The following is a 20908-nucleotide window of genomic DNA, read 5'->3' as shown; positions in this document are numbered from 1 at the left end:
CGGGACGACCGGGCACGGCATGAGAGGACAGAGACCGGCTCTGTTGCCTTAACCCGATCGACGGGCACGGACTCCGAATGCATTCCCGTCTGCGCCGGTTTCTCGCCCAGGTCCTGTTGCTTCCGGCGCCCCTTGTCCTGCCGCACGTGAGCGTGCTCGCCGAGCCCTCGGTGCTGGGTCAGACCGGTCTTATCCACATGCCGGATGCGAGGCTGGCGCCAGACGGCGGGTTCCGCATCGGTATCAGCGACGACTCTCCCTATTCCGCGATCTGGAGCAGCGTGACCCTCCTGCCCCGGGTCGAGGTGTCGGCGAGATACACCACGATCGACGGCATCCCGGTATTTGAAGACGACGCCAACGTGGGCGATTTCCGCGATAAGGCCTTCGACGCCAAATTGTTGTTGTTCCGCGAGCGCGGACCACTGCCCCAGGCGGCCGTCGGGATACAGGACTACCTCGGTACCCGGCTGTTCTCGGCCCGCTTCCTTGCTCTCGGCAAGCAGCTCGGAAACGCCGATCTCACGCTTGGATATGGCGATGACCGGATCGACGGATGGTTTGGCGGAATACGATATCGCCTGGGTCGAGGCGGGCGTTTCAGCCTGGTGGCTGAATACGACGCGAATGATTATTCGCGCGACTACCGGGCTGAGTCGTCCGGGGCGGCGTCACGGGCGGGCGGCGCCACGTTGGGGCTCGAATATCGATACGGCTGGTTAGGCGCTCAGATTGCCTCGCAGGATGGTGACGTCGGTTTCAATGCCTACGTATCGATCCCTCTGATGGAGCGCGAATTCATCCCGAAGATCGATGAGCCGGCGCCTGTGCCGGCCTCGGCGTTGCCACAGACAGATCTTGAGGCCTGGAGCGTCGACGGGCGATATGCGGGGTCTCTTGAGGATGGATTGAAGCGCGAGGGGTTCCAGAACATACGGGTCACATTGCGTGGAAACGCCGTCTCCGCCAGTGTGACGCATCCCCGCATATCTTCGGTCCGTCGCGCTGTCGTTCGGGCCGCTCGCATTCTGGTTCAGGAGGGCCCCCGCGATCTGGCGGCCGTGAACGTGACCTATACCGCGAACGACCTGCCGGTAGTTACCTATCAGTTCCGGGATATTCCGCTGTTGCGTGAATACCTGGCGGACGCGCTCCCCTGGGAGCAACTGGAGCCAGGGCTTGATGTCGTCTACGCGGATGTGCCGCCCGATGATTCGGTTCGGGATGATTTCGATGAGGCAACCGGATCCGGCCAGGCAGAGGACGCAGAGCCCGTAGCGATTATCGACCAGGGCGGGGGACGCTACGCTCAGGATGAATTCAGCTTCAGCCCGCTGGCCTTGAATTTTCTGTTCAATATCACGCGCACCGATCCCGGCCGCGCGTTCCACTATGACGTGTTTTCCCTGCTCGGCTACAGGAAACATTTCGGTGAGGGCCTGTTCTTCTCTGCCGCGGGCCGGATCCAGATCTATGAGGATGTCAGTGACGCGGCGGTGGAGTCCGACAGCCTGCTTCCCCATGTGCGTTCCGATATCGCCGAATACAAACAGGGCGGTCGGCTGAGCCTCGATTCGTTGCTGGTGAATAAATATCTTGATCTGCCCGGGCGCGTGAACGCGCGGGTGTCGGCCGGATACTATGAGGAGATGTACGGGGGTATCGGCGGTCAGCTCCTGTACTTGTCTCGAGACGGAACCTGGGCCGTGGATCTCGCGATGGATGGCCTCAGGCAGCGCGACCCGGGGGACAATCTTGCATTCCGGGATTATTCAGTACTCACCACTCTGTTGTCGGGCCACTACCGCTGGCCCGGGTATGGATTGACGGGCACGGTTCGGGTAGGGCAATTCCTCGCCAGGGACGAGGGCATCCGTTACGAATTGAAGCGCAGATTTGGTTCGGGAGTGGAGATCGGCGCCTGGTACACCATTACCGACGCGCATGACGAAACCGGGCCGGGAAGCCCGGGAGATCCGTATCGGGACAAGGGGGTGTTCGTGAGCATTCCGCTGAGTTCCATGCTGACAATGGATACGCAGGAGAGCGCCAGTCTGTCGATCTCGCCCTGGCTGCGGGACGGGGGGCAGATGGTGGCTTCGCCGGGAGATCTCTACGGTTTGATGGAGCGCGGAGTGATTGGCGGGCCGGATTTCACCGCCGGCTATTGAACCGCGGCATCACGCCTGATTGGTGATCTTCCGGTAGAGTTTCTTCAGGAGCAGTATCATGACGTGCGCCGACCGCGCCGCGTCTTCCCCTTCCGCCTCGGGCGTGACGCTCAGGACGTGGCGGAGCACCTTCTTGTAATAGAAGCGACGGACGGGGTTGTCGATCAGGGCGGCGAAGTAGTCGGGGGATGAGCGGAAGAAATAGAGATGGCGATCCCCGCCCCCCGCGATGGCACGGGCGGGGTTGAGGTTGAATAATTGTTCCAGCAATTCATCGATCACGCGCCGGACCGAGGGGGTCTCGCGCAATCTCGCGGCGATCAGGGCGGGCAAGGGCATGTCGTAGAGCGTGTGAACGACCCCCAGTGCCGCCATCAGCATGCGTTCACACCGGAGCGCGCGCGCGCGACCGGTGATCCGCTCCCAGTCGAGATCTGCATGATGCAGCAGGAATTCGGGGATATCGCAGTAGGCGTAGAGCCGTTGCTCCCAGAATTCCTTGGTGGCATTCACGCACAGGATGAGAAACATGTCATCCCTTGAAAAGGTCGGTATTTTCATTCCCCCGAGGGTGGTATACGCGCGGTTTCTCAGGATCTCGCCGGCATGGATGCCGAGTTCACGCGGCGGAATTCCCCAGTGCAGGTCGATTTTCAGGCGGCGGTCCTCATGCCACAGGCCCGACTGCAGGCAGGCAATCTCGGCCTTGTCCGACATGGTCGACAGGAATCCCTCGGCAAGAAACAGTTCCTTGGCCCGGGGGTAGTCGGACTCCGGCACCAGGAGGTCGATATCGCCGCACTTGCGGGCGGAAAAGTCTCCATAGGCGAGTTGAGTCGTGATGAGGCCCTTGAAGACGGTGCACTCGATACCCTGCGCACCCAGCCGCACCGTGAAGAGCACCTCCTTCAGCAGGCTGAGGTTGGACTGGGTGGTGGCGATTGAAAGGATTTTCAACCGTTCGATCATCTCCGCGGGCGCCATGTCTTCGAAATGACGCCGCAGGTTCCGATATGCGAGGCTGCCGACGCCGTGATCTTCCGCGAGTCTTTCGACTTCATGCCAGTCAACGCCCGCCGCCAGTTCTCGTGCCCGGATGAGTTCTGCCGGCGTCATCGCCGAGCGCGCGCAGGCCAGCAGCAGGGCCTCGGCCGCGGGCAATTCCCGCACATAGGGGGTATTACTGGGCTTGGACATGATCCAGGTCAATTCAAAATAGGGTAAATATAATCCGATCAATAAATTAAGATATTCCAGGGTATGTGCTGGTTGTCGGCCCGGGGGGGATTTTCGTGAGTAAAGGGACGCGGTCTTTCGAACCGTTTCTCTGGTCGCCGATTGTTGTTTCCCCCCTGTTTTAGTAGACTGAAAGCGGTTTTCTCGGGGGAGAGAATGCAGTATCGCAAACGTGAAAACTTAACGGTTCAATCGGTTGATGAAGAAACTCTGATTCTGGATCTGGATAGCAATCATATACATCAGCTAAATCCCACGGCAAGTTTCATCTGGGAGTTGTGTGACGGAAACATGTCGGTTGATAGATTGGCGGAGCTGTTTGCCGAGAACTATGGAATCGACGGTGCATCGGCGCGAACGGATGTGGAGAATGTTATCAGGCAGTTACTCGACTTGGGGTTGATCAAAACAGATTGAGATACATGATCAGGACATGCAGTGCGCAGGACGCGGTAATTCGGAGGGTTGGAAAATGAGTGATGTGCAAAGCAATTCCCGGCGTGATTTTCTGAAGAAGTCCGCCTATGTGGTTCCGGTCATCATGACGATGTCGGCTACGCCCGCGCTGGCCGGTCAGGGGTCGCACCACAAGGACTACGACAAGAAGAAGCGCAAGAAGAAAGAAGACAAGTACAGCAAGAAGAAATACGACAAGAAGAGCAGGAAGCACTAAGTAGCTTTCTTGTTACTTGGTATCTCGCCTGATTCGGACGAACCCGCTCTGATTTCTTGAAGATACTGAGCCTCCGCATTCTGGAAGTCGGAATAAGGGTCCGCTGCGCGGACCCTTATTCTTATGGCTTGCTGTTGAAGGGTTACAGCGCCTTTGTCACCGGGTCGATACCCGATCCCGTTCTCGAGTACTCCGTTCATCCCCTGGATCCCTCCGGGTTCGAACTCCTCTTCGCCGGCGAACTCGCGCAGACGGCGGAGGACGAGTACGATCTGCTCTACTATTTCGAGAAGCACATGACCATGGAGGTCCAGAAGCTGCGGCAGGACCTCCTGTTCATGCACGCGGCGGCGCTGGAATACGACGGCCGCGTACTGTTGCTGGTCGCGCCCTCCGGCAGCGGCAAATCGACCACCACCTGGGCGCTGATCAACAGCGGATTCCGCTATCTGAGCGACGAACTCGCCCCGATCCATACCGGGACCCTGCAAGTGCATCCCTATCCCCACGCACTGTGTCTGAAGGCGGAGCCTCCCGAACCCTTCGGCTTGCCCGGCGAGACCCTGCACACCTCCTACACCCTGCATGTGCCGGTGGAGAGCTTCCCGGGCGACTGGGGCCGGGAGCCCGCTCCGCTCGCGGCGATATTCTTCCTGCGCTACGACCCGGAGATCGGCGATCCTCAGGTCAGGCCGATCTCCAAGGGTGAAGCCGGCGCCCGGATCTACAGCAATGCCCTGAACCTGCTGGCCCATGCCCGCTACGGGCTGGATGCGGCGGTGAAAGTGGCGGGCCACAGCCTGTGCCTGGAGCTCGTCACCAACGACCTGCGCAAGACCTGCGACTTGATAAAATCCACGCTGCGGAACTGACGCGGTCCCCGCCGCGGTCTCTTGCTCCACGTCCGGATCTGGTATTGTGGCGCGGTAGCCGGAAAGTCCGCCCGCGCGCGCCGTCCGATGCGCGCAGGGACGATGCTGCGCGAGATCGGGAACGGGCCATGAGCGATGCCATGAGGATGAAATGATCGATCGACGGTTGCGCGCGCGCCTGCTGTCCGCCAGCGTGCTGTGCCTGTCCGCCGTACTGGCGCAGGCGGCCGACGCGCTGCCGGGCGCGGACCAGCTGAGACAGCAGTTTGAACAGCTCTCCCCCGAGCAGCGCCAGGCGGCGGCGCGCGCCCTCGCGATGCCGTCCGCGCCGGCGACCGTCGCGCCACAGCCGGTGGGAGAATCCCGGACTGCGGCCGTGATGCCATCCGATGCCGCGCCGCGCCCGCATGCCGCCGATGACTCCCGGTCCTTGCGCGGGGATACGCTGCTGCTCACGCTGCGCACCCCGCTCGCGGCGGAGGCGGGGGCCGCCGCCGAGAAGAGACTCTACCGGCTGGACCAGGCGGGGGCCGTCGTGCTGCCGGATGCCGGCCGTGTCGTACTCGCGGGCCTGAACGAACGGGAGGCGGTCGAGCGGCTGTCGGTCGAGCCCGGGCTCGCGGGACGCGTGATCGCGGTGCAACGGCTGCCGATCGATCCCGAGCTGAAGCTGTTCGGACTGGATCTGTTCAGCGGCGCGCCCACCACCTTCTCTCCGGCGGTCAACATCCCGGTTTCCGCCGACTACCTGATCGGGCCGGGCGACAGCGTGATCGTCCAGTTGTTCGGCAAGGAGAACAACCAGTACGAGTTGACCGTGACCCGGGACGGCACGCTGCTGTTTCCCGGCATCGGCCCGCTGTCGGTCGTCGGACTCACCTTTTCGCGCCTGCAGGACGAGATCCAGACCCGCGTGCAGCGGCAACTCAGCGGCGTGACCGCATCGGTCACCCTGGGCCGGATCCGTTCCATCCGCGTCTTCGTGCTGGGGGACGCGCAGACGCCCGGGTCGTACGTGGTCAGCGGGATGTCCACCCTGACCAACGCCCTGCTCGTGAGCGGCGGCATCACGCCGGTCGGCAGCCTGCGCGACATCCAGCTCAAGCGGGAGGAAGGCCCTGTCTCCCGGCTGGATCTTATATGACCTGCTGCTGCGCGGTGACACCCGCGGCGACGCGCGCCTGCTGCCGGGCGATGGATCTTCGTGCCGCCGAGCGGCAGGCAGGTCGGCATCGCGGGACAGCGGTGCGCCGTCCGGCGATCTATGAGCTCAAGGACGAGAAGACCGTCGAGGACCTGATCGGGCTCGCGGGCGGGCTGCTGCCGGAGGCCTTCCCGCGCAAGGCCCGGATCGAGCGCATCGGAGCCGACCACGAGCGCATCCTGCTCGACCTCGATCTGACGCGCGCGGAGGACAGGCGGACCGAGCTGCGCGACGGGGACCTGGTCCGGGTCGATTCCGTGCTGGATCGGCTCACCGGCGCCGTCACGCTGTCGGGTCACGTCAATCGGGCGGGCGATTATCAGTGGTTCTCCGGCATGCGCCTCACGGACCTCATCCCGGCGCTGAGCGACCTGCAACCCAGGGCGGACGCGCGTTACCTGCTGATCATGCGCCATGATCCGGTCAGCCGGAACACCGAGTTCCTCGACGCCGATCTCGCCGCGGCCCTGAGCGGCGCGGAGGCGGCGCGAAATCCCGAATTGCAGCCGGGGGACGAGATCCGCGTCTTTGCCCTCGACGAGGACCGCGCCGCCACGATCCGGCCGCTGCTGGCGCTGAGCGAGGCGCAATCCTCGCCCGGCCGTCCGTTGCACATGGTCGGCATCGACGGCACGGTGCATCACCCGGGGCAGTACCCCCTCTCGCCCGGCATGCGAGTGAGCGATCTGCTGCGCGCGGCGGGCGGTCTCACCGATCGCGCCTACACGCTCGCGCTGGAACTGACGCGGCACGACATCGTGGCGGGCGACCGCCGCGTGATGTCGCGCCACGACATCGATCTCGCCGCGGTGCTGGGGGGATCGGCCGCCGCCGACATGACGCTGGCGGCCTATGATCAGGTGATCGTGCGCCGCATCCCGCGCTGGGACGAGGCCGGCAGTATCGAGCTCAGGGGAGAGGTGCGTTTCCCGGGCAATTATCCGGTGGCGCGCGGCGACAAGCTGTCCGAGGTCATCCGCCGCGCCGGCGGGCTGACGGCCGAGGCGTATCCGCGCGCCGCGGTCTTTCTGCGCGAATCGGTGCGCCAGCGCGAGCAGGACTCCCTCGACCAGCTCGCGCTCCGTCTCGAGCACGAGCTGGCCAACATGAAGCCCGACGAGGGCGAGGTGGCGGTCGTCGAAGGAGGGCTGTTGCTCAAGCAGCTCCACGCCGCGCGCGCGACCGGGCGCGTGGTGATCGATCTCGAGCAGTTGTTGCGGGAGGAAGACTACGACATCTCCGTCAACGTCGGCGATCGGCTGTACATACCGCAGAAGCCCGAGGAAGTCACCGTGATCGGCGAAGTGTACAACCCGACGTCGCATCTTTATAATTCCAGGCTCGGTCGTGACGACTATGTCCGTCTGAGCGGAAACGTCACCGAAAGCGGCAACGGGAAGGCGATCTACGTCATCCATGCGGATGGGTCGGTGAGCCCGGATCCCGGCTGGTTCGGCGGCAAGATCGTCATGGGACCGGGTGATACGGTCGTGGTGCCCATGAAGCTCGAGCGGCTCAGCAAGCTCAAGCTGATCACGAGCGTCAGTCAGATCCTGTATCAGCTCGCTCTCACTGCGGCCAGCCTCGACGTCGTCGGCGTGTTCTGAGCCTCGGACCGTCTCTACGCTGGCAATCATGGGTCGGCGGCACTTCCTGGACGCGGCTTGATGGATGACAAAACCCGCCAGCGCTATCCGGCGCCGAATCTCTACCGCGAGGAAGACGAGGAGATCGACCTCGCCGACGTCTGGCGCGCGCTCGTCGCCGGGCGCACCCTGATCGCTGTCCTGACCGTTCTCTCCGTCGCGGCGGCGGCGGCCTTCGCCTTCCTGGCGACGCCGGTCTACCGCGCCGAGACCCTGCTCGTTCCGGTCGAGAACTCGGACAAGACGACCAGTCCCCTGCTGCAGCTCGGCGCGCTGGAGAATCTCGCCGGGATCGGCGCCGGCGGCGCGTCGGCCGAGGCGCTGGCGGCGCTGGGCTCGCGCGTATTCACCGACGCCTTCATCCGCGAAGAGAAGCTGATGCCCGTGCTCTTCTCCGAACGCTGGGACGGCGCGCGCGGGACCTGGAAGACGGACGCGGAGATCCCGACGGCGTGGGACGCCTATCAGACGTTCAACCGCAAGGTGCGTTTCGTCAGCAAGGACGTCAAGACCGGACTGGTGACCCTGGCGATCGAGTGGCGCGATCCGGAACTGGCGGCGCAATGGGCCAACCGCCTGGTGCAGAGGATCAACGCCGAGCGGCGCGCGGAGGCGATCCGCGAGGCGGAGACCAGCATCACCTACCTGAAGGAGCAGCTCGCCGAGACCAGCCTGGTCGAGATGCAGCAGGCGATCTATCAGTTGATCGAGGCGAAGATCAAGAAGATCATGGTGGCGAAATCGCTCGATGAATACGCCTTCAAGGTGATCGATCCGGCCGTGCCCCCGCAAGAGATCTCCTCTCCCGGCGCGTCCCGCTCATCCTCCTCGGGCTGCTGTTCGGCCTGATCGTGTCGGCGCTGGTCGTGCTCGTGCGCGCCAGGATTTCCGGCCGCGCCCCGGCATGAAGCCCCCGGCCGCAAGCTACTGACGCGAAATATGTTTGGCCCCGGCCAGCGCCCGCCCCGGGACGCCGGGCGCTGGCCGCGTGTCCGCTCCCACAATGACTTTTCTTGGGAAATGATTGTGTTATCCTTGTAAGCTCTCGGAGGGTCCTATTCTCGTCAAGGGCTATGCCAGAAGTGTCCCGACAGAGGATACCGGTCCAATAATCTATAAAAACAGGCGGGTAAAATTATGGAATTGGATTTCATGGCCAAGATGCGCGTTGTGTTCAGTGGGGTGCTGGCGGGTGCTGTGCTGTCGATCGGCTCTGGAAACGCATTCGCCGCGTTCGAGGGCGGGGATGCCGCCGCGGGTGAAGCCAAGGCCGCCCTCTGTGCGGGTTGCCACGGCGGTGACGGCAACAGTCCCGCCGCCGATTTCCCGCGCCTGGCGGGTCAGTACGCGGGTTACATCGTCAAGCAGGTGAGGGATTTCCAGAGCGGCCTGCGCGCCAATAACGACACCATGGCCGGCATGGCGGCGACGGTGGCCAGCGTCGAGGATGCCAAGGACATCGCCGCTTTCTTCGCCAGCAAGAAGATGGCGAAGGACCCCCTGATGCCGGTCAATGCCGACCTGGCGAAGAAGGGGGAGAAGCTGTTCAATGACGGCAATGCGCAGTCCGGCGTCTATGGCTGCGTCCACTGTCACGGTGAGCGCGGCAAGGGCAAGGCCGCCAACATCACGCAGTTTCCGCGCATCGGCGGTCAGCATCGCGATTACATCACCAAGCAGCTGAACGATTTCCGCGCCGGCACCCGCAAGAACGATCCCGGCGGCATGATGGCGGACATCGCCAAGAAGCTCTCCGAGGACGAGATCAAGTCGGTCGCGGAATATCTCTCCGCGCAGCTGCCCTGAAGGTTTGATACTCCCCGGGCTGGCCTTGCGCCGGCCCGGGAATGTTCCGATCGATTTCCGGATTCCACTGCGCCATATCCGGGCTACCACGCGTTCTCGTAGGTTGGGCTGAACGCAGTGAAGCCCAACGAATAACGAGCCGATTTCCGACGATGTCGGGCTTCGCTTTTGCTCAACCCAACCTACGTCCCCCGATCAGCCTTGCCGTCCCGCCGTCACTCGGCGGCGAACGCGACCACGTGTTCGGCGCACACCCGCAACCGTACCTGTTCTCCGACCGCGTGGTCGCGGTGACTGGGGAACAGGGACAGCAGATGGATTCCGGTGGCCAGCTTCAGGGTGTAGAGTATCTCCGCCCCCTTGAACGCCTTCTGGACGATCTCGGCCCGCAGTTCGCCCTCGGGGTCGGGGACGATGTCGTCCGGACGCAGCAGGACGTCGACCGCGGTGCCCACGGGCCAGGGGTAGGCCTGCCGTCCCCGCAGCGCGCCGAAGTCGGTCTGGACGGCGTTCGCCGCCGTCAGCATGCCCTTCACGAAGACGCCATTGCCGATGAATCCCGCGACGAAGCGGTTCGCCGGCTGATGATAAAGATTGAACGGCGTGTCCCACTGGATCAGGCGCCCATCCTTCATGATGCCGACCCGGTCGCCGAGCGCGAAGGCCTCCTGCTGGTCGTGCGTCACCAGCAGGGCCGTGATGTGGCGGGACCTGAGCAGCTCGCCGACCTCCTTTCCGAGCCGTTCGCGCAGCTCGACGTCGAGGTTGGAGAACGGTTCGTCCAGCAGGATCAGATCGGGGTTGACGGCCAGCGCCCGCGCCAGCGCGACGCGCTGCTGTTGCCCGCCCGAGAGTTCGTGCGGGTAGCGCCGTTCGGCACCGGACAGGCCGATGACCTCCAGCAGCTCGCCGGCGACCCTGCGCTGTTCCGCCTTGCTCCGGCCGCGCAGGCCGAAGATCACATTGTCGTGGACGTTGAGGTGCGGGAACAGGGCGTAGTCCTGGAACACCATGCCGAGTCGCCGCTTCTCCGGGGCCGTCAGGCGTCCCGGGCGGGAGACGACGGCGCCCTTCAGGGTGATCTCGCCGCGCTGGACCGGCTCGAAGCCGGCGATGGCGCGCAGCACGGTGGTCTTGCCGCAGCCGCTGGGCCCGAGCAGGCAGGCGATGTCGCCGCGTTCGATGGCCAGGGTCAGCCCGTCGATGACGGTATGATCGCCGTAGCGGCACTCCAGGTCCGTGATTTCCAGTTGCCGCGGCATCGGTTCAGGATAATCCGGGTTGCGGATGGAATCCGGGGTATGGAAATGAGCGGGTCATATTTGTGTGTGGGAGAATCCGCCTGCAGTTCTCTCGTGTTGGGCTTCACGTTGTCAGCCCAACCTGCATAACTGTGCTTCGGTGATCAATCCGTAGGGTGGGCACGGTATTTTTTGTGCCCACCGAATGCATGACCTGTTTCCGCTGGCCGCCCCCCTACGTGAATCAGCCGGCTCCCCACCACCCTGACCGGCGTTGGGCTCATTGTCGTAGCCCGGATGAAGCGCAGCGGAATCCGGGGATAATCTGCTCCCGGATTCCGGCGCTGTGCGCCTCCATCCGGGCTACGAGAACACGGCACCGTGCCCAACCTACGTGATTCAGACCGGCTTGACCAGCAGAAATTCGAGCAGTGCCTTCTGGGCATGCAGGCGGTTTTCCGCCTCCTCCCAGGCCACGCTCCGGGGTCCGTCCATGACCTCGGCGCTGACCTCCTCGCCGCGGTGCGCCGGCAGGCAGTGCATGAACAGCGCGTCGGGGCGCGCGCGCCGCATCACGGCGGCGTTCACTTGGAAGGACGCGAAGGCCTGCTCGCGCTGTTGGGCCTCTTCTTCCTGGCCCATGCTGGCCCAGACGTCGGTGACGACGAGATCGGCGCCGTCCGCCGCCGCCAGCGGGTCCCGTCCGAGCCGGACGACGGCCGCGTTGTCGCGGTCGTCCAGGATGGTCGGGTCGTAGCCTTCCGGGCAGGCGATGCGCAGCTGGAAACCGAAGCGGCGCGCGGCATGGATGTAGGAGTGGCACATATTGTTGCCGTCCCCGATCCAGGCCACGGACTTGCCGCGGATGTCGCCGCGCAGCTCGAAGAAGGTCTGCATGTCCGCCAGCAGTTGGCAGGGGTGATGCAGGTCGGACAGGCCGTTGATGACCGGGACGCGCGAATGCGCGGCGAAGCGCTCCTGCATCTCGTGGGTATTGGTGCGCAGCATGATGGCGTCCACCATGCGTGACAGCACGCGCGCCGTGTCCTCCACCGGTTCGCCGCGTCCGAGCTGGGTGTCGCGCGGGGACAGGAAGATGGCGCCGCCGCCGAACTGGATCATCGCGGTCTCGAACGAGACCCGGGTGCGCGTCGAGGATTTCTCGAACACCATGCCGAGCACGCGATTCTTGAGCGGTTCGTAGATCTCGCCGCGGTACTGCATCGCCTTCAGTTCGCGCGCGCGCCGGATCAGGCCCAGCAGTTGCGCGGAGTCGAGGTCGAGCAGCGTGAGGAAATGACGGGGCGGGGTCATGCGCGTGTGGACGCGATCAGGCGGCGCGCGCCGCCTCTTCCCGGACGAGGGCGCCGATACGGGAGACGATCTCGTCCGCCTCGGCGTCGCTGATGATGAGCGGCGGCAGCAGGCGGATCACCTTCTCCGACTGCACGCTGAACAGGATGCCGCGCTCCAGGCCGATCGCCGGCAGGTGGGTCGACGGCCGCGTGAGTTCGATGCCGAGCATCAGTCCGCGGCCGCGGACGTCCGCGACGAGTTCGCAGCCGGCCAGTGTCGCGCGCAGACCGTCGAGCAGGCGTTGCCCGAGGCTCGCCGCGCGTTCGGTCAGGCGCTCGGTGCGCATGGTCGAGACCACCGCCAGCGCGGCGCTGCAGGCGAGCGGGTTGCCGCCGAAGGTGGAGCCATGATTCCCCGGCTGGTAGACGTCGGCCGCGGCGCCGCGCGCCAGGCAGGCCCCGATCGGCACGCCGTTGGCGAGGCCCTTCGCCACCGCGATGACGTCCGGGTACAGAGCGTGGTGCTGGTAGGCGAACCAGCGTCCCGTGCGCCCCATGCCGGTCTGGATCTCGTCGAGCATCATCAGCCAGCCGTGCCGGTCGCACAGCTCGCGGATGTGTTGCAGATAATCGTCGGCGGGGATGTTGATGCCGCCCTCGCCCTGGATCGGCTCGACCAGCACGGCGACCACCTGCGGCGAGTTGCGCGCCACCGCGTGCAGGGCCTCGACGTCGTTGTAGGGCACGCGGATGAAGCCCTGCACCAGCGGCTCGAATCCGGCCTGCACCTTGCGGTTTCCGGTGGCGGAGAGGGTGGCCATGGTGCGGCCGTGGAAGCTCTTTTCCGCGACGATGATCGCGGGCTGCGCGATCTGGCGCTGATGACCGTAGAGGCGGGCCAGCTTGATGGCGGCCTCGACGGATTCCGCGCCGGAATTGCAGAAGAAGACGCGATCCATGCCGGCGACCTCGGTCAGCGCGTCGGCCAGCCGTTCCTGTAGTGCCACGCCGTACAGGTTGGAGGTGTGGATCAGGCGGCCCGCCTGCTCGCACAGCGCCGCGCTCACGGCTGGGTGCGCATGACCGAGCCCGCACACGGCGATGCCGCTCAGCGCGTCAAGATACTTGTTGCCCCGGGTATCCCACAGCCAGGCCCCTTCGCCGCGTTCGAAGGTGACCGGGAGTCGGGAGTAGGTACTCATCAGATGATCCACCTGGATGCGCCCGTGCCTGGTTCGTTGATCGAAGCCGCGCGTGGGTCGCGGCCCGTGGCCGCTGAACGCGCGAGGAAACCGCCAATTATACCGATTTTTCCCCGCGCGCAAACCGCGCGGCCGAAGGGTTCAGGCGCGCGCCCGCGCGCGCGTCTTCGCCACCATGCGCCCGATCGACGGTCCGCCGCCCAGGGCGGCGATCTCATCGAGGCCGAACCAGCGCACCGCGTTCGACTCCGGGGAGACCTCGGGCTGCGCGCCGGCCTCGGCCTCGAGCAGGAAGCGCACGTCGTAATGCAGGTGGGCAGCCTCCGCGCCGCGCGCCGGTATCGGGTGGATGTCGATGTCGAATACCGCCTCATCCGCCGCGCGACAGGCCAGCCCGGTCTCTTCGCGCGCCTCGCGCAGGGCGGAGTCAAGCAGGGAGGCGTCGTCCTCGATGTGGCCGCCCGGCTGCAGCCAGCGGTCGAGCTTGCCGTGATGGAGCAGCAGCGCGCGCCGGCGCTCCGGGTCGACGATCCAGGCCGAGGCGGTGAGATGTCCCTGACTCGTATCGCGCCGGTGGAAACCGGGGGTCTCCCGCACGAAACGGAGCATCTGTTCGAGAAAGCCGCGTTCGGTCTCGTCGTGCGGGGTGTGCGCGGCCAGCAGGCGGAGGACGGCGGACTGTTGCATGGCCGCGGGTCCGCTCAGGTGAGCAGCCGGATCACCTCGGCCACCTCGCCCTTGGCCTCGTCGATGACCTTGAGGCTGGCCTGCGGGGAGAGCGTTTCCGGGGCGAGCTTGGCGAAGGCGGGCAGCTGTTCCATCTGCGGATAGAGCGCGCCCTTGCCGGCCTTCATGTAGCTGTGCAACTGGGCGAGGATGACGAGATCCGCGTAGTCGGCCCTGGAACCGGAGTCGTACTGCCATTCGTCGGCCATCCGCGCCGCCTGCGCCAGGGCTTCGTGGAAACCCCAGCGCCGGAGGATCATCGCGCCGACCTCGCCGCGCAGTTCCGCGCTGGCCTGGTCCAGTGCGGCGGCGTCGGCGGCGAGGGCGCTGTCGTTCTGCACCGCGCACAGGATCGGCACCACGCCGATGTCGTGCAGCAGGCCGGCGAGCAGCGCCTGCTCCGGATCCAGGTGTTCGGTGAGCTTGGCCAGCACCATGCTGATGGCGCCGACCTCGGTGCTGTGGCGCCACGTTTCCTGTACGCGGCGCTTCAGCTCCGGGTTGTTGATCCGGAACAGGTCGCGCAGCGCGAAGCTGATGACCAGTTGCTTGGTGGTGTTCATGCCGATGCGCACGATGGCGGCCTGGCAGTTGTCGATCGGCACGTTGCCGCGGTAGAGTGGGCCGTTCGCGGCCTTGATCAGCTTGGCCGTGATGGCGGGGTCCGCGCTGACGATCCTGGCGATCTTGCTGATGTTCGCGGTCTCGCTCTCCACCGCCTTTTTGATGCGCAGCGCGATCTCCGGCAGGCTGGGGACGCTCAGGCGGTCGGCCTCGAGGTCGGCGCGGAGGGCCTGGTAGACCCGGTTCTCCCGCAGCGCGGCGGTGCGTCCGGAGTCGTCTTCGGGGCCGGCGCCGTCGGTCTTGCCGAGTTTCGCCAGCACCTCCTCCCCGATCGACAACAGACGCGCCGGAGACAGGGCGATCACGCCGTAGTCGCAGGGGCGCGCGGCCGCGATCGCGCTCCGCGCCTTCCCGTCACCGCTCTCGATGACCTGGCGCATGCCGTCGCGCGCCTCCAGTTCCAGCGTGCCGGACAGCAGGAAGTATTGGTGGGGAGAGGCCTCATCGAGGGCGAGGATGCGCGTGCCTTCCTTGATCTCTTCCTGCCGGGCGAGGCCGGCGAGCAGGATCAGTTGTTCGTCGCGCAGGGCTTCGAAGGGCGCGAAACGGCGCAGGTCGGCGGCGTGCAGCGGAGGGTGTTGCGTGTCAGTCAATGATGAACCGCCATGGTGTGTTGCGTTTCATCGCATCCGCCCCGCCCGACGTTTGCCGCGGGCGGGACGGCGCAATGAGAAGCGTGCTGTGCTTAACCGAAATTCCGTGCGACGTACTCCCAGTTCACGAGTTCCCAGAATTTCTCCACGTACTTCGGGCGCGCGTTGCGGTAATCGATGTAGTAGGCATGCTCCCACACGTCGCAGGTGAGCAGCGCGGTCTTGCCCTCGGTCATCGGCGTGCCGGCGTTCGAGGTGCTGGCGAGGGCGAGCGAACCGTCCGCGTTCTTGACCAGCCAGGCCCAGCCGGAGCCGAAGGTCGTGATCGCCGTCTGGCTGAACTTGGTCTTGAACTCGTCGAACGAGCCGAACGTGGCGTCGATGGCCTTGGCCAGCGCGCCGCCCGGTTTGCCGCTGCCGTTCGGGCTGAGGCAGTTCCAGTAGAAGGTGTGGTTCCATATCTGCGCCGCGTTGTTGAACACGCCGCCGGAGGATTTCTTGATGATGGCCTCCAGCGAAAGGGATTCGAATTCGGTGCCCTTGATCAGGTTGTTGAGGTTGGTAACATACGTCTGGTGATGCTTGCCGTAGTGATATTCCAGCGTCTCCGCCGAGATGTGCGGCTGCAGGGCATCCATCGCGTAAGGCAGTTTGGGCAGTTCGTGTACCATCGTTCGCTCCTCATGGGGTGTAAAGCGACGCTCTCTCTGGAATCGTTATTATGCGAGACCGTCGCCTGGGATATTCAAGTTGACAGCGCGTGGTCCATGGCTCCCGGCTGCCGCCGCTGCGCCCGCTTTCCGCCGGGCAAGTTATTCGCAAGGGAACAGACTGGCGGGAACGGCTTAGTGGAACGCTTGAGCAAGTGTAGAGCAGCCTCCTGACCAGTTCAAGAAATCGGGGACAGATTTATTTATTGGAAACCCCTACATTTACAAGAGCATGCAAAAAATAAATCTGTCCCCGATATGAACTCTGTCGAACTCAGTCTGTTTGCCGGCCGCATGGCGGCGGTGTGCGAGGAGATGGGCGCGGTGCTGCGGCGCACGGCATTTTCCCCCAACATCAAGGACCGGCTCGATTTCTCCTGCGCGGTGTTCGACGCCGCGGGCGAGCTGTGCGCGCAGGCGGCGCACATCCCGGTGCACCTCGGCAGCATGGCCTTCGCGATGCGCACCATCGTCGGCGGGCTGGAATGGCGGCCGGGCGATATGGTGATCCTGAACGACCCGTTTCTGGGCGGTACGCACCTGCCCGACGTGACCCTGATCGCGCCCGTGTTCGCCGGCAGCGGGGCGGAGCCCCGGCTCGCGGGCTTCGTGGCCAATCGCGCGCATCACGCCGACATCGGCGCCGTGACCCCGGGCTCGATGCCGATCTCGGGCCGGCTGGAGGAGGAGGGCATGATAGTGCCCCCGACCTTCATCCTGCGCGATGGCGAGATCGATGCCGCCGTGATGGGGCGGATCACCGGCGCGACGCGTAACTCGTCGCAGAACCACGGCGATTTCGCCGCGCAGATCAGCGCCAACCGCTGCGGTGGCGCGCGCCTCGAGGCCCTGGTCTCGGCCCTCGGCCTGCCGGCCTATCGCGAATCACTGGAGGCGCTCAACGATTATGCGGAGCGGCTGGCGCGTTCCGGGCTCAGCGCGATCCCCGACGGCGAATACCGCTTCCGGGACGTGCTCGACGACGACGGACGGGGCACGCGCGATATCCCGCTGGCCTTGACGCTGCGCGTCGCGGGTTCGGACATCGAGGCCGATTTCACCGGTACCGCGCTTCAGGTCCCCGGCAACGTCAACTGCCCGCTGGCGGTGACGGCCGCGGCGGTGTACTACGCCTTCCGCTGTCTGATGCCGCCGGAGGTTCCAGACTGCCTGGGGAGCTTCCGGCCGCTGCGCCTGACGGTGCCGGAGGGCTCGCTGCTGAACGCGCGCCGCCCCGCGGCCGTCGCGGCGGGCAATGTCGAGACCAGCACCCGCGTCGTCGATCTGGTGCTGGGGGCGCTGGCGCAGGCCGTACCCGAGCGCATCCCGGCGGCCAGTCACGGCAGCATGAACAATATCGCCATGGGCGGGCGCTCCGGCGCGCCGGGCTGGGATTACTACGAGACCCTGGGCGGCGGCATGGGCGCGGGGCCCATAGGCGGTGGACTCAGCGGCGTGCAGACCCACATGACGAATACGCTGAATACCCCGATCGAAAGCCTGGAGCTGCATTACCCGCTGCGCATCCGTCGCTACGAACTGCGCGACGGCTCGGGCGGGGCGGGCCGGCGGCGCGGCGGTGACGGCCTGGTGCGCGAGTACGAGCTCCTTGCGCCCGCGACCGTCACGCTGATCACGGAGCGCCGTACCCATGCGCCCTGGGGGCTCGCGGGCGGCTCCGCGGGGGCTCCGGGGGAAAACCGGCACAACGAGCGCCTGCTACCACCCAAGATCTCGTTCGAGGCCGCGGCCGGGGATTGCGTGCGGGTCGAGTCCGCGGGCGGCGGAGGCTGGGGGGAATCTTTGGACTAAGGATGTAGCGCGGATTCCGGCGCTGCGCGCCTCCATCCGGGCTACATTGGTTTTTTCCTGCCGCCGCGGGCGAGGGGTTTGCGCGCCAAGCCTTGGATTTTGCCTGCCGCGCCTATAGTTTAGTGCGTGTTGCCGGTTGGGAGGTCTGACCAGGGCGCGTAATACCTGATTGAAATAGTCGGGTATTGAATCTATCATTTGAACACAGTTGAGATCCGCCGATCCCGGCGGGTATGAGCCGAAACGAGGTGTGGTCATGGATGTAATGGAGAGGATCAAGCAGCAGGTCGAAGGCAACCCGATCGTGTTGTACATGAAGGGCAACCCGGATTTCCCCCAGTGCGGCTTTTCGCAGCGCGCCGTGCAGGTGCTGCGCGGCTGCGGCGCCCAGTTCCAGTACGTTGATGTCCTGCAGGAACCGGAGATCCGCCAGAACCTCCCGCGCTATGCCAACTGGCCGACCTTTCCCCAGCTCTACATCAAGGGCGAACTGGTCGGCGGTTGCGACATCATGATGGAGCTCTACCAGAGCGGTGAACTGCAGAGGCTGGTGAAGGAAGCGGCTTAAGAACCGGTGAGGTGTGAGGGGTGAGGAGTTAGGAGTAAAAAACCGGAATATTCGGTAAAGATAAAGTCTTGACAGCTCATGTGAGGCCGGCAAGCATTTTGCTCACGCCTCACGCCTCACGCCTCACGCCTCACGCCTCACGCCTCACGCCTCACGCCTCACGCCTCACGCCTCACGCCTCACGCCTCACGCCTCACGCCTCACGCCTCACGCCTCACGCCTCACCTTGTCCCATTCATTCACGATCGCACAGAACAGGTCCGCCGTACGTTCGGCGTCATAGATGGCCGAGTGGGCCTCGTCCTGGTTCCAGGTGAACCCGGCGCACTGCACCGCGCGGGCCAGCACGGTCTGGCCGTAGGCGAGTCCGGCCAGAGAGGCGGTGTCGAAGCTGCTGAAGGGATGGAACGGGTTGCGCTTGATCCCGTTGCGTTCCACCGTCGCATTGAGGAAGCCGAGATCCAGGATGGGATTGTGGCCGACCAGGATCGCGCGCGTGCAGCCGGTCGCGCGCACCTTGTGGCGCACCTCGAGGAACAGCGCCTGCAGGGCCTCTTTCTCATCGACCGCGCCGCGAAACGGGTGATGGGGATCGATGCCGTTGAAGGCGAGCGCCTCCGGATTCAGCACGGCGCCGGGAAACGGATGCACATGGTGGCTGTGCGTCGCGGTCGGCGCCAGCCGGCCCTGCGCGTCATAGTCGAGCAGCACGATCGCGATCTCCAGCAGGGCGTCGGTGGCGGGATTGATCCCGCCCGTCTCGACATCGACGACGACGGGGAGGAAGCCGCGAAAGCGGTCGGCGATGCGCTTGGGTTCTGAAACTGACACTGAATGTGATCCTGACGGGGTTTAGCGCAGGGTACCCATCGCCGCGTGTTCAGTAAAGCTCGAACCCCGTTCCGGTGCCAGCATTCAGTCGGGGAGGCGGCGGAACGGCGCGGGATCGATGCCGAGCTTGCGCATCCGGGAACGCAGCGTGTGCGGGTTTATATTGAGCAGCCGCGCCGCGCCCTGCGGCCCTTCGACTCGCCCCAAAGTGCGGCGCAATGCATTGCGTATGTGATCCGCCGCCGTTTCCTCGAGCGTGGAGAAGGTTATCCGGCGATCCGAGTGCGGGTTGTCCGCGGTCGCGCCGCCGGGGGTGGGTCCGAGACCGAGTGCCGCGCCGATCGCCAGCCGCTCGCCCTGGCCCAGGATCGCCGCGCGTTCGATCACCGCCGCCATTTCGCGCACGTTTCCCGGCCAGGTGTAACCGCGTAACTGCTCGATGTCGGCGGTGGTCGGCAACTGCAGATGCAGGCCGAGTTTCATCGCCGCGCGGCGCGCGAAATGGCGCGCCAGTTCGGGGATATCGTCCAGCCGTTCGCGCAACGGCGGGATCAGGACCGGGAAGATCGCGATGCGATACCACAGGTCCTCGCGGAAGCCACCCTGCTGCACCATGGCGGCAAGGTCGCGGTGGGTCGCGGCGATGACCCGGATGTCGACCTGGAGCGGTTGTTCGCCGCCGACGCGGGTCAGGCTGCCATCCTGCAGGACCCGCAGCAGGCGCACCTGCACCGAGGCGGGCAGTTCGCCGATCTCGTCCAGGAACAGCGTGCCGCCGTCGGCGCGCTCGAACCAGCCCTTGCGCTGCGCCAGCGCGCCGGTGAAGCTGCCCTTCTCGTGGCCGAACAGCTCCGAATCGATCAGCTCGGGTGCGATCGCGCCACAGTTCACGCGGATGAATGGTCCCTGCGCGCGCGTCGAGTGCTCATGGATGGCGCGCGCGACGACTTCCTTGCCTGAGCCGGTCTCGCCCAGCAGCAGCACCGAGGTATCGGTGCGCGCCACCTGGTCCGCCCGCGCCAGCACGGCGCGCAGCCCCATGTCGGCGCCGACGATGGTGTCGCTCACCTTTTCCCGCCCCAGCCGTGTCAGCAGTGACTGCTTGTCCGCCTCGGCGCTGGCGCGCAGCTGGCTCAGTTCGCGGAGCCGGCTGTCGTTCTCCAGCGCGACGGTCAACGGTTCGAGCAGGCCTTCCAGCAGGCGGTGATGGCGCGGTTTGAGTTGGCCGCGATCGAGCAGGATCACGGCCAGGCCTTCGGGGTGCCGGGCGCGATTCTTCAGTACCCCTATCAGCACATCCCTGCCGGCGTACAGATCCTGCAGCGGCACCAGGGCATCGGGCCAGTCCGTGCCGGCGGGCAGTGCCGCCATGGGTTCCCGGCGCATCCATTCGACCAGGCGCTCGAGGCGCATCGTGGTCATGCCGAGGCGGCGGCCGTGTGCGGACGGGCGCCCATCGCGCACGCCGACCGCGCTGGTCTCGATGTCGCCGCGCCTCGCATCGAGGTGGAGTATCTCCAGGACGGTGAGCGGCAGGGCAGGGGCCAGCAGGGTGCAGATGTTGTCCACCGCCTCACTTAGCTCCATGTGGCGTCCCACCTCGCGCCATACGTCCAGCAGCAGATGCTCGAATTTATCCATCAGGTTCGTTTCATTTAACGGTTTTCCGATATTTATTAACAGAAATCCATGAAATAA

The 20908-nt window shown here is 65.2% G+C and carries 19 protein-coding genes; 10 read left to right on the top strand and 9 right to left on the bottom strand.

What is annotated here, in order from left to right:
- Positions 1-77: 77 nt before the first annotated feature.
- A complete protein-coding gene (locus tag IPM20_13320; GenBank protein MBK9132595.1) occupies positions 78-2171 on the top strand; it encodes a YjbH domain-containing protein in 2094 nt (697 codons plus the stop codon).
- A 9-nt stretch (positions 2172-2180) separates the two neighbouring features.
- On the opposite strand, the gene IPM20_13315 is transcribed toward IPM20_13320, so the two are convergent.
- Positions 2181-3368: a nucleotidyltransferase family protein gene (locus IPM20_13315; GenBank protein ID MBK9132594.1), complete on the bottom strand. Its 1188-nt coding sequence runs from the start codon at positions 3366-3368 to the stop codon at positions 2181-2183.
- A 195-nt stretch (positions 3369-3563) separates the two neighbouring features.
- On the opposite strand from IPM20_13315, the gene IPM20_13310 reads away from it, so the two are divergent.
- The 7 genes from IPM20_13310 (at position 3564) to IPM20_13280 (ending at position 9608) form a co-directional block, all read left to right on the top strand.
- A complete protein-coding gene (locus IPM20_13310; protein ID MBK9132593.1) occupies positions 3564-3824 on the top strand; it encodes a PqqD family protein in 261 nt (86 codons plus the stop codon).
- A 55-nt stretch (positions 3825-3879) separates the two neighbouring features.
- A complete protein-coding gene (locus IPM20_13305) occupies positions 3880-4080 on the top strand; it encodes a hypothetical protein (protein MBK9132592.1) in 201 nt (66 codons plus the stop codon).
- A gap of 128 nt (positions 4081-4208) precedes the next feature.
- Positions 4209-4952, top strand: coding sequence for a hypothetical protein (locus tag IPM20_13300; protein MBK9132591.1), 744 nt, complete (start codon positions 4209-4211; stop codon positions 4950-4952).
- 151 nt (positions 4953-5103) lie between these two features.
- On the top strand, positions 5104-6096 hold the full coding sequence (locus IPM20_13295; GenBank protein MBK9132590.1) for a polysaccharide export protein: 993 nt from the start codon (positions 5104-5106) through the stop codon (positions 6094-6096).
- A complete protein-coding gene (locus IPM20_13290; GenBank protein ID MBK9132589.1) occupies positions 6093-7763 on the top strand; it encodes an SLBB domain-containing protein in 1671 nt (556 codons plus the stop codon). Before IPM20_13295 ends, IPM20_13290 begins: the two co-directional genes overlap by 4 nt.
- A 60-nt stretch (positions 7764-7823) precedes the next feature.
- Positions 7824-8651 (top strand): hypothetical protein, encoded by an 828-nt coding sequence (locus IPM20_13285; protein ID MBK9132588.1) that lies wholly within the window; start codon positions 7824-7826, stop codon positions 8649-8651.
- A gap of 303 nt (positions 8652-8954) precedes the next feature.
- Positions 8955-9608 (top strand): c-type cytochrome, encoded by a 654-nt coding sequence (locus tag IPM20_13280; protein MBK9132587.1) that lies wholly within the window; start codon positions 8955-8957, stop codon positions 9606-9608.
- Between the two features lie 215 nt (positions 9609-9823).
- Here the strand turns inward: IPM20_13280 and IPM20_13275 are convergent, their stop codons facing one another.
- From IPM20_13275 to IPM20_13250, 6 genes are all read right to left on the bottom strand, one after another.
- Positions 9824-10870, bottom strand: coding sequence for an ABC transporter ATP-binding protein (locus tag IPM20_13275; GenBank protein MBK9132586.1), 1047 nt, complete (start codon positions 10868-10870; stop codon positions 9824-9826).
- A gap of 378 nt (positions 10871-11248) precedes the next feature.
- Complete coding sequence (gene argF, locus IPM20_13270) at positions 11249-12163, bottom strand: ornithine carbamoyltransferase (GenBank protein MBK9132585.1); 915 nt, start codon at positions 12161-12163, stop codon at positions 11249-11251.
- A 16-nt stretch (positions 12164-12179) separates the two neighbouring features.
- Positions 12180-13346: an aspartate aminotransferase family protein gene (locus IPM20_13265; protein MBK9132584.1), complete on the bottom strand. Its 1167-nt coding sequence runs from the start codon at positions 13344-13346 to the stop codon at positions 12180-12182.
- A 141-nt stretch (positions 13347-13487) separates the two neighbouring features.
- Positions 13488-14033 (bottom strand): NUDIX hydrolase, encoded by a 546-nt coding sequence (locus IPM20_13260; GenBank protein MBK9132583.1) that lies wholly within the window; start codon positions 14031-14033, stop codon positions 13488-13490.
- 14 nt (positions 14034-14047) lie between these two features.
- Positions 14048-15289, bottom strand: a complete 1242-nt coding sequence (locus IPM20_13255; protein MBK9132582.1) for an HDOD domain-containing protein — start codon at positions 15287-15289, stop codon at positions 14048-14050.
- Between the two features lie 92 nt (positions 15290-15381).
- On the bottom strand, positions 15382-15960 hold the full coding sequence (locus IPM20_13250; protein MBK9132581.1) for a superoxide dismutase [Fe]: 579 nt from the start codon (positions 15958-15960) through the stop codon (positions 15382-15384).
- A 297-nt stretch (positions 15961-16257) separates the two neighbouring features.
- Between IPM20_13250 and IPM20_13245 the strand changes: the two genes are divergently transcribed.
- Together IPM20_13245 and grxD are read left to right on the top strand one after the other, a co-directional pair.
- On the top strand, positions 16258-17811 hold the full coding sequence (locus IPM20_13245; GenBank protein ID MBK9132580.1) for a hydantoinase B/oxoprolinase family protein: 1554 nt from the start codon (positions 16258-16260) through the stop codon (positions 17809-17811).
- 256 nt (positions 17812-18067) lie between these two features.
- Complete coding sequence (gene grxD, locus IPM20_13240; protein ID MBK9132579.1) at positions 18068-18379, top strand: Grx4 family monothiol glutaredoxin; 312 nt, start codon at positions 18068-18070, stop codon at positions 18377-18379.
- Positions 18380-18586: 207 nt separating this feature from the next.
- Here the strand turns inward: grxD and rnt are convergent, their stop codons facing one another.
- Both rnt and IPM20_13230 read right to left on the bottom strand, forming a co-directional pair.
- Entirely contained in the window at positions 18587-19210 is a 624-nt protein-coding gene (gene rnt / locus IPM20_13235; protein ID MBK9132578.1) for a ribonuclease T, read from the bottom strand.
- An 84-nt stretch (positions 19211-19294) separates the two neighbouring features.
- A complete protein-coding gene (locus tag IPM20_13230) occupies positions 19295-20851 on the bottom strand; it encodes a sigma-54-dependent Fis family transcriptional regulator (protein MBK9132577.1) in 1557 nt (518 codons plus the stop codon).
- Between the last annotated feature and the right edge of the window lie 57 nt (positions 20852-20908).

It is taken from the genome of Gammaproteobacteria bacterium (genome assembly GCA_016716465.1).
Taxonomy (GTDB): Bacteria; Pseudomonadota; Gammaproteobacteria; order SZUA-140; family SZUA-140; genus JADJWH01.
Note: the sequence above shows the minus strand (reverse complement) of the source record. Positions and strands in the feature narration are given on the sequence as shown.

Excerpts from the sequence above, each read along its gene's own strand:
- grxD (MBK9132579.1), top strand. The coding sequence starts at position 18,068 with ATGGATGTAATGGAGAGGATCAAGCAGCAGGTCGAAGGCAACCCGATC.
- IPM20_13290 (MBK9132589.1), top strand. The coding sequence starts at position 6,093 with ATGACCTGCTGCTGCGCGGTGACACCCGCGGCGACGCGCGCCTGCTGC.
- IPM20_13250 (MBK9132581.1), bottom strand. The coding sequence starts at position 15,960 with ATGGTACACGAACTGCCCAAACTGCCTTACGCGATGGATGCCCTGCAG.
- IPM20_13275 (MBK9132586.1), bottom strand. The coding sequence starts at position 10,870 with ATGCCGCGGCAACTGGAAATCACGGACCTGGAGTGCCGCTACGGCGAT.
- IPM20_13260 (MBK9132583.1), bottom strand. The coding sequence starts at position 14,033 with ATGCAACAGTCCGCCGTCCTCCGCCTGCTGGCCGCGCACACCCCGCAC.
- IPM20_13285 (MBK9132588.1), top strand. The coding sequence starts at position 7,824 with ATGGATGACAAAACCCGCCAGCGCTATCCGGCGCCGAATCTCTACCGC.
- IPM20_13280 (MBK9132587.1), top strand. The coding sequence starts at position 8,955 with ATGGCCAAGATGCGCGTTGTGTTCAGTGGGGTGCTGGCGGGTGCTGTG.
- IPM20_13295 (MBK9132590.1), top strand. The coding sequence starts at position 5,104 with ATGATCGATCGACGGTTGCGCGCGCGCCTGCTGTCCGCCAGCGTGCTG.
- IPM20_13230 (MBK9132577.1), bottom strand. The coding sequence starts at position 20,851 with ATGGATAAATTCGAGCATCTGCTGCTGGACGTATGGCGCGAGGTGGGA.
- IPM20_13315 (MBK9132594.1), bottom strand. The coding sequence starts at position 3,368 with ATGTCCAAGCCCAGTAATACCCCCTATGTGCGGGAATTGCCCGCGGCC.
- IPM20_13245 (MBK9132580.1), top strand. The coding sequence starts at position 16,258 with ATGAACTCTGTCGAACTCAGTCTGTTTGCCGGCCGCATGGCGGCGGTG.
- IPM20_13305 (MBK9132592.1), top strand. The coding sequence starts at position 3,880 with ATGAGTGATGTGCAAAGCAATTCCCGGCGTGATTTTCTGAAGAAGTCC.
- IPM20_13320 (MBK9132595.1), top strand. The coding sequence starts at position 78 with ATGCATTCCCGTCTGCGCCGGTTTCTCGCCCAGGTCCTGTTGCTTCCG.
- argF (MBK9132585.1), bottom strand. The coding sequence starts at position 12,163 with ATGACCCCGCCCCGTCATTTCCTCACGCTGCTCGACCTCGACTCCGCG.
- IPM20_13310 (MBK9132593.1), top strand. The coding sequence starts at position 3,564 with ATGCAGTATCGCAAACGTGAAAACTTAACGGTTCAATCGGTTGATGAA.
- IPM20_13265 (MBK9132584.1), bottom strand. The coding sequence starts at position 13,346 with ATGAGTACCTACTCCCGACTCCCGGTCACCTTCGAACGCGGCGAAGGG.